This is a genomic window from Neobacillus driksii (assembly GCF_013409995.1).
Lineage (GTDB): Bacteria > Bacillota > Bacilli > Bacillales > Cytobacillaceae > Neobacillus > Neobacillus driksii.
Genome location: NZ_JACCBX010000012.1, coordinates 162,622 through 174,894, shown reverse-complemented (window position 1 = coordinate 174,894; position 12,273 = coordinate 162,622). Strand labels below are relative to the sequence as shown.

The following is a 12,273-nucleotide window of genomic DNA, read 5'->3' as shown; positions in this document are numbered from 1 at the left end:
ATAAAAATAGAACCAAGCACCCGTGCTTGGTTCTATTTCTTTGCTTTTGGGGTCGATGGAACTTCTAGTATGATCCTTGTTCCTTTACCCGGTGTAGAGTTTATGGTAAGTTCTCCTCCTACAGCCCGTGCGCGTTCATCCATACTAAACAGGCCAACACCGCGGGACTCGGAATCCAGTTCAAATCCTCTCCCTTTGTCCTCCATCATTACCCTAACAACTTCATCCATTTCTCTAATTGTGACAGCAGCATTGGAAACCTCCGCATACTTTCGTATATTCGTTAATGCTTCTTGAATAATACGATAAATGGTTAGTTCAATAGCGATGTCTAAGCGGCGATTTAATACACACTCAAAATAAACATCGATATGATAGTTTTCTGAGAAACGAGACAGAAAGGAACGGATCGCAGGAACAAGTCCAAGATCATCTAGTACAGATGGACGCAGTTCCCATGAAATATCCCGGATTTCCTCTATTAATTGAGTAGCTTCATTCTGCATTTGCTCTAGCAGAGGATGATCCATTTCAGAATGCAAGCGATTGATGGTAATGAGGTGACTATATAAATTCTGCCCGATCCCATCATGTAAATTTCGGGATAAGCGCTTTCGTTCATCTTCTTGAACATCGATTATCGTGGTCATCATTTTCTGTAATTCCTGTTCAACCCGCTTTCGTTCGGTAATTTCATAGCGGATTGCTAAATATTGATATGGTTTTCCTTTATCATTCATAAACGGAACAATCGTCGTATCGACCCAATAAAATGTTCCATCTTTTGCACGGTTGCGTATTTCGCCCTTCCAAACCTTCCCCGAGCCAATGGTTTTCCACATTTCTTTAAAAAAACTGTTCGGGTGGTATCCGGAATTCAATATTCGATGATCCTGGCCTAAAAGTTCTTCTTTTGGATACTTAGAGATTTGGCTAAATTGTTCATTAATATATGTAATCGTACCCCTTGAATCTGTAATTGCCACAATCGAAGATTCATCAAGGGCAAACTTTATATCGATTAATTCCTGCATCGATTTTTTTAATTCTAACTCAAGGTTTGCAAACTCACGCTGCTGCCGGTCTCTGTCCATACAAATCCCCCTTCTAGCCTATATTCTGGTTTTGTAATATCTGCTCTAATTCCAAGGCAGCATCCTGAACCATTTCTTGGTCATCTTCGGAGAATGTATATTTTTCCCTCTTCCCAACTAGCAGCGCACCTTTTGGCAAGGAATTAAAAAAGATAGGGACTGCATAGCAGGAAACAAGTTTCTCAGCAAGCATAATAGGATGATCTGTTACCTTTCCATAAATATCGTTTGGAAAGTCAATCAACATCATAGGACTGCCGCTCGAAATAATTTTCCCAGCAACCCCTTTTCCGAACCGGACGGTGATTCTTTTATATTTATCATTTAAATTGCCTGAAGCATAATGCCACCTTACATCTGGTCCTACCTCATTTTGAAGTGCTAAAGCGACAAATTCGCAGCCTATTCTTTTCTTTAACGCTTCACAGACTTCATTTACCTGTGACATCCCCATAATCTCGGTCATTCTTGAAGAAACCCCTTAAATTCCATAACCTAATAACCCCTTTTTAACAGCGAATTCTACTAATTCTGGTCTGGTTTTCATCTGAAGTTTCTCCATTAGATTCCCTTTATGAGTTTCTACCGTTTTTACACTAATCACTAACTGTTCAGCAATTTCCTTATTGGAATACCCTTTTGCAATAAGTGTAAGGACCTCTTTTTCTCGATCTGATAATAGATTATAGGTATCATTAGTGCCAGTTTTGAGGCTGCCCAGGTATTCTTCCATTAATCGCTTCGTTGCAGCAGGATGGAGGTAGGCATTTCCATTTGCAACGGATTCAATTGCGGACATTAACTCATCATGTGGAGCACTCTTTAAAATACAGCCAGACGCTCCAGCCTGAACCGCTCGGAATAAGTATTCCTCATCATCATGCATGGTTAAAATAAGGATATTAACTTCAGGCATTTGCTTTTTTAGTTCTCCGGTAGCTGATAATCCATCTTTTCCATGAGGCATACTTAAATCCATTACAACAACATTTGGTTTAAGCTTTAACGCTTTTTTGATGCCTTCATTTCCTTCAGAAGCTTCTCCGATTACTTCCATCTCAGGATTTGTATTCAATAGCATCTTTAAGCCGCTTCTTACCACAGCATGGTCATCAACTAATAAGATTTTGATCAAATGGTAACTCCCCTTTTCTCCCTAGATAGGAAGAGATATTTCAATAGATGTACCTTCTCCTATTTTAGAGGAAATTTCACATTGTCCGCCAGTTAGAAGCATTCTCTCCTTCATTGTAGCAATTCCAAGTGCATAAGGGTTCTTTTCAAGATCTTCTTTTTGAAAGCCTTTGCCGAAGTCAAAAATAGTAATTTTCAATTCACAATTACTCCAAGATAAACCCAGCTTTACATTTGATGTATCAGCATATTTGGCAATGTTAGCCAGCGCCTCCTGACAAACTCGAAAAACTGCAATACTATTTTGTTCTGGTATATGCTTTTCTTCTCCAGTGGAGGAAAGCTCAACTAAAATTCCAAAAGTAGAAGTGTAAACCTTAATATAACTCTTAATAGCGGGAAGTAATCCCAGAGTTATAAGGGCAGGAGGGTACAGTTCAACAGAAAGCAGTCGAATTTCCTGCATGGTTTTCTCGATCAGCTGAGTCATTTCATGTAAATAATTTTTATATTGTTCCTCATTTATCCCGGATTCAACTAATTTTAAACCCGTTAGTATGCTGAATAAGTTTTGTCCTACACCTTCATGAAGCTCCAAGGAAATTCTCTTAATTTCCTCCTCCTGAGCTTGAATGATATAGGAACCAATTTGGTTTCTAGATGCAGAGTACTTCACTACTTTCCCTCCTTTACCCTTTTCTATTATATTGATAAATTAAATGAGTCTAAATGTGTAGGTTAAACCACTTTCAGTGTCGGACGCTGAAAACAACGTTTCGGATTGAGCCATATCGCTGGCAATGGGAACTGCTATAAAATTGAAACGATCAAAATAGAAGCGGATATGCGTTTGATCTGGACAGTACTCTATTTTTTCTAGCTTCTTATTTATAGCTGGTGCTTGATCTCCACCCTGTTGGTCGTGAACACTTACTTCAACACGAGCCCCAACAAATCCCCGCAGTTCTTCTAGATTAATGGGTTCCACAGCTATTACACCCTCTCTTTACGGGATAGATAAACATTTTATAGCCTTGAAGATACTCCCAAAACTTATCGCCCGCATTTTCCTCAAGGAAAAGGATCGTTTCTTCCTCTGAAGTCCAATCACTCATCCCTTTTACCTCGGCAATTACTAATTCTGCACCATCAATGGTCTTTTCCTCCAGGTACCAGTTCAAACGTTTCTTCTCAAATGTCTCTTTTAATATTTGTTCAATTTCATTGGAAAATCCGCCTGATTGTCCTCGCACAAAACAAAAATCAAGATATGTTTCACTAGTCATTAACATTCACACCTTTTTTATAGATGAGAAACGCAAGTGGAAATAATATGAGATTCATAATTCCAGCCACAATGGTGCTTACATAGTTCTGATAAAAATATTGATGAACCATATATTGTGTAACAATAATATTCAGCATTAACACAGCAAGAAGGAGAGCCACAGGAAGGTAACTACGCTTCATATCGTTTCACCCCCACTGCATAAACAGTGTCATTTTCAACTTTTAAATAGATTTCTGGCAGTGGACGTCTTGGCGGTCCTGCAGTCGGTGCTCCTGTTTCAACATCAAATTTTCCGTGATGACAAGGGCAAAGCAAATCGCCTTCTTCCTTTTGCCAAAATACTGGACATCGAAGATGTGTACAGGCATTTTGATAAGCCACATATTTATTTTCAGAAAGCCTGATTAAAATCGCACTATCATGCTCACCAGGAAAATGAAAATCAACTGCATCACCGACCGGAATTGCTTTTACGTCGACTATTTTCTGCTTCGGATACTTCTTATCTCCTAAACCAACAAGTTCTTTCGCAGCCACTGCCCCCCATGGTAGTGAGGAAACAGCGAACACCCCAGCAGCACCGACTAATGTTTTCATAAAACCACGGCGGTCCAGTTTTCTTTCATTATTTCGATTTATATTATGAGTATAGTTATCTTCATCAAACGGGATTTTATTATTTTTATCTGTCATGAGTTAATCCCTCCTAAAACAATTTGGTGACGCCCTGCAGGATACCAGGGAGATTCACTCTAACATTTGTTTCGCCTTCTAAGTAAGGCATACTTGTAACCCACTTACCATTATCTAAATTAAATTGTTTTTGCTTTGCTTCAATTTCTTCATCTGTTAACCACTGTAGTGTATTTGATGGACATACACTCGCACACATTGGAGGAATTCCGTCCTTTGTGCGGTCAATACAAAGGTCGCACTTGTACATCAAATTTTGTTCTGTATCAAACTTCGGAATTCCGTATGGACAGGCAATTGTACAGTTTTGACAGCCAATGCACTTTTCCACAAGAGCCGAAAGGACGGCTCCTGTTTCATGGATTTGAATGGCTTGTGCCGGACAACTTCTCGCACATGCTGGATTCACACAGTGAAGGCACATAAGAGGCATCGTCTGACGGTTAACAAGCGGGTTAACATCGTAGACATAGTTACGATTGCGCTCCTCGTGACCGCCGCACTGGGTACATGCTGCCAAACAAGAGCGGCACCCTATACAGTTTTCAAGTTCTAAATAAAGCCTCTTTTTCATTTACTGCACCTTCTTTAGTTCTAGTTTTTCAATCTGTGCTGCACATGCTTTGAATTCCGGCATCCGAGACATTGGATCAAGGGCTCCAATTGTTAATAGATTAATAGATTTATCATCACCGAAATGGTACGGGACAAATACTGTATCTTTACGGATCGCCTCCGTAATTTTCACTTTATATTCCGCTTCTCCTCTGCGAGTATAAAGGCGGACAAATTCTTCATGTTTAATGTTATATTTTTCAGCCGTCTCTGGGTGTACTTCTACGTATGGCTCTGGACACATGTCGCGTAAGAAATTGATTCTTCTTGTTTGGTTACCAGATAAATAGTGATACACTACACGTCCTGTTGTTAAGCGTAATGGATATTGTTCATCTGGCTCTTCAGCAGGCGGACGGTATGGAAGTGCACAAATTTTCGCCTTTCCATCTGGATGATAGAATTTTTTATCAAGGAACATATGTGGTGTTCCAGGGTCATTTTCATCTTTACATGGCCAGAATACACCATCTTGTTTTTCAATTTTATCCCAAGTAATTCCGTAGTAATCTGCATAGCCGCCTTTTGAAGCTAAGCGGAATTCATCGCCAACATCTTTAGCTGTTTTTAAATGGGAGAAATATTTTCCTCTGCCAAGACGTTCACATAATTCAACATGAATTTGCCAATCAGGTTTCGATTCACCAAGCGGCTCTTGTGCCTTGTTAATTTTTATACAACGTCCTTCAAGATTTGTAACCGTTCCTTCATCTTCAGACCATGTAGTGGTTGGAAGAATAACATCTGCAAATTCTGCTGATTCAGATAGGTAAAAGTCAGAACAAACCATGAAATCGAGATTTTTTAACTGTTCGCGTACATAATTTAAATTTGGAGCAGAAACAGCTGGATTTGAGCACAATAAGTACAATCCACGAATGACTTTTTGCTCCATTAACCCAAACATTTCATAAGCGGAAACGCCCTCTTTTGGCATTTCTTCTGGTTCAATACCCCACACCTTCGCAACTGCCTTCACGTGTTCGGGATTAGCAATTTTACGGTACCCTGGAAGTGCATCAGCCTTTTGACCATGTTCACGTCCGCCTTGGCCATTACCCTGCCCTGTAAAAGTAGCAACACCTGCTTTAGGACGGCCAATTTTTCCAGTTACTAACGCCATATTTGTATAACCAGAAACATTGTCTACACCTTTAACCTGCTGCTCAATTCCACGAGCAAACATGACAATGGCATTTGGTGCTTTTCCGTAAATTTCAGCTGCTCGAATAATCTTCTCTGGAGCAACCCCAGTAAGTTCACTTGTATATTCTGGTGTGAATTCTTTTACTAATTCCTTGGTTTCTTCAAAACCGTTCGTATGGTTGTTAACAAATTCCTTATCTACATGACCATTTTGAATCAATAGATTTAAGATTCCGTTTGCAAGCGCAAGGTCTGTTCCCGGTCTTAAATCTAAGTGTACATCCGCTCTTCTCGCAATTGGCGTTTCCCGTGGATCAGCGACAATTAAATAACCGCCGCGTTCTTGAACAGCCCATACACGGAACATGGATGTAGGGTGACACTCTGCTGTATTACTTCCCGCAATGAACAAGCAATCTGTTTCATGAAGATCTGTCCAAGGGAGGGTTGACCCCCTGTCAACTCCAAAGGATCTCATAAATCCACCGGCAGCACTTGCCATACAAAAACGGCCATTGTAGTCAATGTAACGTGTTTGCAAGCCAACACGTGCAAACTTTCCAGTTAAATAACATTTTTCATTCGTCATTGATACTCCACTGTAAACACTCAGTGAATCTTTACCATAATCACGTTGAAGCTGTTGGAAATTTTTCACGATTAAATCATATGCTTCGTCCCAAGTTGCTTCACGGAAGCCTTCTTTTGTTCCTTTAAGGGAAGCATCATCCCTGATTAATGGTTTTAATATACGATCATCAAGGTTGGTTTGCTGATAAGCTGTAACCCCTTTAGGACACATCTTTCCTACCGTTACCGGCCAATCATAACGAGGTTCAACCCCAATGATTTTATTTGTTTTTGTATTAACACGTAAATTCATCCCGCATTGCATTCCACAGTAGCTGCAGTGTGTTTTTACAAGCGTTTCATTTGGATGTCTAACATTTTCAATTTCTTTAAAAAACTTATCCCTTTGCATTCTGATTTGCCCCCTTGACCTTTACCTGGTGCGTTGCGAATCCTGAGAACCTAGATATTCTGTATTTTCTACGGCATGGAAGGCATAATTCAGCAAGATTAAAGCCATCTTCCATGTTAAATTCAATCGCATTTACTCCCAATACTTGAATAACATCATTTGACTGTTCAACAGATACGAAATGATCTCCGCATACCTTACACTTTTTCTCTTCCTGTTCTGCGTAGTGCTCACGGTAGTTCCTTGCAAATACACTTACCGGACGGAAAGGAATATGAGCGAGTTTTCCAAATGGTAAATAAATTAATGTGACAATGACAGAAAACTGGTGAATCAATGACATTTGCGGCTGCATCCAGCCATGTAGAAATACATTTTGAACCGTTAATAAAAGACCCGTAATTGAAATAAATAACAATAAATAGAGTGGCAGGAAGTCGTAGATAAACTTTTGTTCCGCTCTTGCCTGCATGTTTTTTAAACGGCGGTGTAAAGCCATACATACTCCTGCGGTAACCATAATAGCTGCAATATTTAAAGCATTATAGGATAACCATGCGATGATTCCATCTGCTTTTACAGTCATTAAATTTAGACCCATTAAAACGATGGTATAATGGCCGTTGTCATCCATTGTGAAGTACATCCAGCCAAACACGAGCGGGAAGGTAACCAAACATGCAAGAACACAGCCCCAGCCGATTAAAATGTGCTGCACCCAGCGGTACAAGCCGCGGTTTTTGATAAAGTCATAGATGGCGAGATGATTAACAGCTGTTTTAGGGGTACTTTTCCTTTTTAATAGCTTTAAACCTTTTTTAATAAAGATTTTAGTTGGCGGTCTTTCACCCCACGCAATAAAGCGGTAAAAAAATCCTCCGATAAACACAATGGTTCCAACCATATATCCGTACAAATTTAAATCAACATGGGTAAACATTCTCGTCGCAATAAAAGATAGAATAACGATAGCGGATACCGATAAAAACATTGACTTGGCAAATTTGGACGCAAACGCATTGTCGATCGAGCGTCCTGTTTTTTTATTCATTGACGTATTAGTATGCATTTGAGCTCCTCCTAAAAAAAAAACACTAACGAATTTCTTACTCTTATTGTAAGAAATTCGTTAGTGTTATCTATATAGGGGAACTCCCCCATCTGTCGGGGAAAAAACCCTTAGAAATTTGAATTTAGACAAAATTTTGTCACACTTTATTGAGAAGGTATTTTTTTCGCCAAGAATATAGAAGTAAGAAAATAAAAATGCTGACCTGTAATGAAAAGACTACGGCATCCCAAAACAGTAAGCTTGTTGGCGGCTGTACAAATCCAGGTAGAATCTGTTCGCCCACATGAATTATCTCTGGTATATAATAATTAAAATATAGGAAAATGGTAATGACAAACCCTAGGAAATATAGGAGTGTGTAGAAAGAAACGGTTCTTTTCTCACCTGAAAAAATCACCTCATCCATTTGTTCTAATTTTAAAAAGGTAAGCCGCTTTCTAATTGTTTGCTTGGCATTTTCCATCAGGTTGTAACAGCCCGAGACGTTCTCAAAGACATAATACAAGTCTGTTTTCATATAAATACAACACTGGAAGATCATTCTCAGTACAATATCAAAGGTAGCAAGGTGCATTAGCCCGCTGATAAACTGGGAACTATCAGGAAACAATAACTGGCCAATTAACGCTAAAAAGAGCAAAATGGAATCAAAATAGAGACCTGCTAAAAAAAGAATATTTCGGTCCTTAGACGGTAATCTCCAGATAGAAGACATATCCGTTAACAGCACAACAAAAAACATTCGATGGCCGATTTCCATTTTTGTAGGAAGATTGTGTGCCCTAATTGCCAAAACATGACCAAATTCATGAAATAACACAAATAGAAAACTAAACGCCATCCAAAAGATTACATTCATGACCATAATATCAAAAACAAAAATATCATCTCGGTGGGGAAATAATGAAGGATTAACAATGAATATTACTATATTTAATACGAGTATTACACCATATAAGAAGATGGTAAACTTATTAAAGAAGAATCTGCCTAGTTTAGGAGAAACCCATACCATCCCCGATGGTTCTTTTGAAATTTGTTTTTTTTCAATCTTTACACCATCAATCTGATCAATTAATTCTAGTTCAAATAGCTGATTGGCAAAATCGACTAAATTGACTTCATCTTTTGGAAACTTATCCAAAAGTGTTGTTTCAATTTCATCCAGCAGCAGCCCTTGATTTATCATATTAATTGCTTCAATACATATTTCAGGCATTTCAAAAAACTCACCAGTAAGCTTGTCTTCGACTATATAATTCTTTTTATCTTTGTGGATTTCAATAGGAACAATAGAAATCCGCGAATGGAGAGTGATGTTCATCTAAAGAGCCGCTCCTCCACTAATTATTATAAATAAAGGATGCATAGCTTTCGCTTGCATCCTGCTTTATTATTTTCCTAAATAAATACACCACCAGCAAGTTGTTTTAACCTTCTTAAGTTTGCGGATTTTCATTATTCCACCTCCCTTAGTAATTCCCACTTTTCTGACCAAGGATAATTTCGATGAAATTCAATCCATGCTGGATAAATCTTTTTAAACTTATCAACCAGTATTGGATCAAATTGTGAACCCTGTCCTTTAATAATTCGGTTATACGCTTCTTCAAATGGCATTGCATCCCGGTACGATCTAGATGAAGTCATCGCATCAAATGCATCCGCTATTGCGGATACTCTAGCAAGTAAAGGTATTTCCTCTCCCTTTAATTGGTCGGGATAACCTTTTCCATCCCAGCGCTCATGATGGGAACGGATGACATATATACTATTTTTTATTCCTTCGACATTCTTAACTGCTTCTGCACCTACTACGGGATGAGTTTTGATGATTTCAAATTCCTCATCCGTAAGTTTTCCTGGTTTCATTAATATTTGGTCAGGTATATTCACTTTACCAATATCATGAAGCAAACAAGCATAATAAAATGATTTTTGTTCTTCTTTAGAAAACTTGCCAATTTCATTTGCAAACATTAATGCATATTTAGCAACACGTTCACTATGTCCTCTTGTATAAGGATCCTTGAGCTCAAGAGTAGCGATAACTCCTTTTACAATTCCCTCTAATTGGTTATCGTACGAAGTGCTGACCGCACGAACATATCCTTGGAAGCGGACTAATAGGAAGAACGACAATCCAGATAAAATTACAAGCAATACTATTGGCACGAGAACTAACGATGTTTTTAATAATATACCAGTAGCAATGTATTTTAGAGTAAATCCAAGTGTAACCACCCAAAAGTATCTGGTATTTAAGAAAATGGGCAACGATAGAATTAGAAATATCTCTACCACATTTCCACTCGTATAGCCGTCATTATTGCCATGAAAGGAAACTATATCAACAAGAAAAGATACAGTTAAATAACTGATAATAAATATATATTTAATCCAATCTTGTTTATTTACCTTACTTAAATAATAGGCTATGCCCAGTATGACAAGTAAGACGATATAGTTGAGGTACCATATCTTATTATTATCTGGAAGCCCAATCGCTTCACTTGTTTTTATATACATAGGTCTAATGTAATAGTAGAATGCATCCCAGCCAATTATTAAAACATATGATATTAATAAATACCATTTAACGGTTCGCTTTTCTTCATGTGGTATCATATTAATCCTCCGTATTTCTCACACCTGTTTAGTATATAGTTCGTTAGGATTAGAAAAGATATAGGTATTTTTATACCTAAATTCATTTCCAATTTCTAACAAAAACCTTTATAATTCTGTATTCCTCTACATTATATCTTATTGAAGATACCGTTGTAACATATTATATTGATAGTTTTTGTATAATTATAGAATTATTTTAATCAATAATTATGTGAAATCGGTACTGTTACATTAACCAGTGTTCCTTTTCCAACACTACTTTTTATTGTAATTTCCCCTTGATGGTCTTGAACAATCTGGTTTGAAACCATTAATCCGAGGCCTGTTCCGTCCGTTTTAGTAGTATAGAATGGCTCACCTAGATTAGGAACGCTGTCCTCATCAATTCCGCAACCCTCATCTTGAATTGAAATATTCATCTTTTTACCTTCTATTACTCTCACATTTATTGTTATACTTCCACCATTTGGCATTGATTCAATTGCGTTTTTTATCAAGTTAATAAATACTTGCTTCAATTGAAGAGAATCACAATCTAAAGGAGGTAATGGTCCTGCAATTTTTGTCTCAATCGTTACACCTTGTCTTTCAGCTTGTTGTTGAGTAATCGATAACGTATAAGCAATGATTTCTTCAATATTTGCTTTATCAAATTTAATCTCTTTTGGCTTTCCAAGATACATCAAATCGTTGACAATTGAATTGATACGATCAATTTCTTGAATCATAATGGGATAAAAATCATTTGAATTTGGGCTTCTTTCCTGCTGCAGTTGCGTAAACCCTTTTAATGCTGAAAGGGGATTGCGTATTTCATGGCCAATACCTGCTGCCATCTGTCCAATTACTGCTAGTTTCTCTTTTTGTCGAAGTTCTAAATGAACAGATGTTAGAGAATGAATATAAGAGGTAAACCGTGTTAAAAGAAAATAAGCAATGACAGACAGAATAAAGAAAGTAATAATTGGAAGAACAACATTAGATTGCTGTAAGATTCCACCAATGATAACGTATTTTCCTACCATACAGATTGAAGCAGTCCAAAAGTATTTTTTATTCACAAAGATAGGTGAGAAGAATACAAATAACAATTCAACAATATTTCCTGACCCATAGGGTTTATCCGTACCAATATATATAATCAAACTATTGGTCGTTTCAATAGCAGCATAGCTAAAAAGATATATATACTTTACAATATAGGGATTCCCCTTTTTTATAAAATATATCGCTATCGGAAGAAGCGCTAGAACAGCTATATGAAACATAGTTCCCAAACCTTCACCGGATAAACCAACCTTGCCTTCTTTCGTATAGAAAGGCACTAGATAGTACAAATAAATATCATATGCATAGAAAAAAATATAAAAAAGTGCTAGAAAAAATTTTATTGTTTTTGTCTCTTCTGAAATTAATCTAGGGCTCGAGGGGCTTGCTTTCATTTCTGTAACTCCCTTAGGTACAACTTTTCATGATTCAAATTATCTCCTACCATTTTACCACCTTTCTACGAAAAATCCTTTTGTTTTTTTTGGGAATTCGATGAAATTCGACAAAATTCCTCCAACGTAAAAAGGACTGGGAATAATCCCAGTCCTTTTTTACAAATTTAGTA

Annotated in this window: 14 protein-coding genes; all 14 read right to left on the bottom strand. The window is 37.6% G+C overall.

Annotated features, from left to right (window positions below; translation table 11 throughout):
* Positions 1-32: 32 nt before the first annotated feature.
* The 14 genes from F4694_RS24345 to F4694_RS24280 all read right to left on the bottom strand — a co-directional run bounded on the left by F4694_RS24345 (position 33) and on the right by F4694_RS24280 (position 12,100).
* Positions 33-1,094, bottom strand: coding sequence for a PAS domain-containing sensor histidine kinase (locus F4694_RS24345; RefSeq protein ID WP_179602496.1), 1,062 nt, complete (start codon positions 1,092-1,094; stop codon positions 33-35).
* A gap of 13 nt (positions 1,095-1,107) precedes the next feature.
* The gene (locus F4694_RS24340) at positions 1,108-1,560 is read right to left on the bottom strand and encodes a GAF domain-containing protein (RefSeq protein ID WP_179602495.1); all 453 of its coding nucleotides are present in this window, start codon (positions 1,558-1,560) and stop codon (positions 1,108-1,110) included.
* Between the two features lie 15 nt (positions 1,561-1,575).
* Entirely contained in the window at positions 1,576-2,229 is a 654-nt protein-coding gene (locus F4694_RS24335; RefSeq protein ID WP_179602494.1) for a response regulator, read from the bottom strand.
* Positions 2,230-2,250: 21 nt separating this feature from the next.
* Positions 2,251-2,904 (bottom strand): sensor histidine kinase, encoded by a 654-nt coding sequence (locus F4694_RS24330; protein ID WP_179602493.1) that lies wholly within the window; start codon positions 2,902-2,904, stop codon positions 2,251-2,253.
* A 39-nt stretch (positions 2,905-2,943) separates the two neighbouring features.
* Complete coding sequence (locus tag F4694_RS24325; protein ID WP_179602492.1) at positions 2,944-3,216, bottom strand: hypothetical protein; 273 nt, start codon at positions 3,214-3,216, stop codon at positions 2,944-2,946.
* Positions 3,203-3,514, bottom strand: coding sequence for a hypothetical protein (locus F4694_RS24320; protein ID WP_179602491.1), 312 nt, complete (start codon positions 3,512-3,514; stop codon positions 3,203-3,205). The genes F4694_RS24325 and F4694_RS24320 overlap by 14 nt, the downstream gene beginning before the upstream one ends.
* Positions 3,507-3,698 (bottom strand): hypothetical protein, encoded by a 192-nt coding sequence (locus tag F4694_RS24315; protein ID WP_179602490.1) that lies wholly within the window; start codon positions 3,696-3,698, stop codon positions 3,507-3,509. The genes F4694_RS24320 and F4694_RS24315 overlap by 8 nt, the downstream gene beginning before the upstream one ends.
* Complete coding sequence (locus F4694_RS24310; protein WP_179602489.1) at positions 3,688-4,212, bottom strand: QcrA and Rieske domain-containing protein; 525 nt, start codon at positions 4,210-4,212, stop codon at positions 3,688-3,690. Before F4694_RS24310 ends, F4694_RS24315 begins: the two co-directional genes overlap by 11 nt.
* Before the next feature lie 13 nt (positions 4,213-4,225).
* A complete protein-coding gene (locus tag F4694_RS24305) occupies positions 4,226-4,786 on the bottom strand; it encodes a 4Fe-4S dicluster domain-containing protein (RefSeq protein WP_063253156.1) in 561 nt (186 codons plus the stop codon).
* On the bottom strand, positions 4,787-6,955 hold the full coding sequence (locus F4694_RS24300; RefSeq protein WP_179602488.1) for a molybdopterin oxidoreductase family protein: 2,169 nt from the start codon (positions 6,953-6,955) through the stop codon (positions 4,787-4,789). It lies immediately after the preceding gene.
* Positions 6,942-8,024, bottom strand: a complete 1,083-nt coding sequence (locus tag F4694_RS24295; RefSeq protein ID WP_218895818.1) for a hypothetical protein — start codon at positions 8,022-8,024, stop codon at positions 6,942-6,944. The genes F4694_RS24300 and F4694_RS24295 overlap by 14 nt, the downstream gene beginning before the upstream one ends.
* A 139-nt stretch (positions 8,025-8,163) precedes the next feature.
* A complete protein-coding gene (locus F4694_RS24290; RefSeq protein WP_179602487.1) occupies positions 8,164-9,351 on the bottom strand; it encodes a hypothetical protein in 1,188 nt (395 codons plus the stop codon).
* A 134-nt stretch (positions 9,352-9,485) separates the two neighbouring features.
* Complete coding sequence (locus tag F4694_RS24285) at positions 9,486-10,655, bottom strand: HD-GYP domain-containing protein (RefSeq protein WP_179602486.1); 1,170 nt, start codon at positions 10,653-10,655, stop codon at positions 9,486-9,488.
* Positions 10,656-10,858: 203 nt separating this feature from the next.
* On the bottom strand, positions 10,859-12,100 hold the full coding sequence (locus F4694_RS24280; RefSeq protein WP_179602485.1) for an ATP-binding protein: 1,242 nt from the start codon (positions 12,098-12,100) through the stop codon (positions 10,859-10,861).
* Positions 12,101-12,273 lie beyond the last annotated feature (173 nt).

Bases quoted from the DNA above. Each gene is read 5' to 3' on its own strand.
- F4694_RS24345 (WP_179602496.1), bottom strand. From the start codon at position 1,094: ATGGACAGAGACCGGCAGCAGCGTGAGTTTGCAAACCTTGAGTTAGAA.
- F4694_RS24340 (WP_179602495.1), bottom strand. From the start codon at position 1,560: ATGACCGAGATTATGGGGATGTCACAGGTAAATGAAGTCTGTGAAGCG.
- F4694_RS24320 (WP_179602491.1), bottom strand. From the start codon at position 3,514: ATGACTAGTGAAACATATCTTGATTTTTGTTTTGTGCGAGGACAATCA.
- F4694_RS24315 (WP_179602490.1), bottom strand. From the start codon at position 3,698: ATGAAGCGTAGTTACCTTCCTGTGGCTCTCCTTCTTGCTGTGTTAATG.
- F4694_RS24310 (WP_179602489.1), bottom strand. From the start codon at position 4,212: ATGACAGATAAAAATAATAAAATCCCGTTTGATGAAGATAACTATACT.
- F4694_RS24305 (WP_063253156.1), bottom strand. From the start codon at position 4,786: ATGAAAAAGAGGCTTTATTTAGAACTTGAAAACTGTATAGGGTGCCGC.
- F4694_RS24300 (WP_179602488.1), bottom strand. From the start codon at position 6,955: ATGCAAAGGGATAAGTTTTTTAAAGAAATTGAAAATGTTAGACATCCA.
- F4694_RS24295 (WP_218895818.1), bottom strand. From the start codon at position 8,024: ATGCATACTAATACGTCAATGAATAAAAAAACAGGACGCTCGATCGAC.
- F4694_RS24290 (WP_179602487.1), bottom strand. From the start codon at position 9,351: ATGAACATCACTCTCCATTCGCGGATTTCTATTGTTCCTATTGAAATC.
- F4694_RS24285 (WP_179602486.1), bottom strand. From the start codon at position 10,655: ATGATACCACATGAAGAAAAGCGAACCGTTAAATGGTATTTATTAATA.
- F4694_RS24280 (WP_179602485.1), bottom strand. From the start codon at position 12,100: ATGAAAGCAAGCCCCTCGAGCCCTAGATTAATTTCAGAAGAGACAAAA.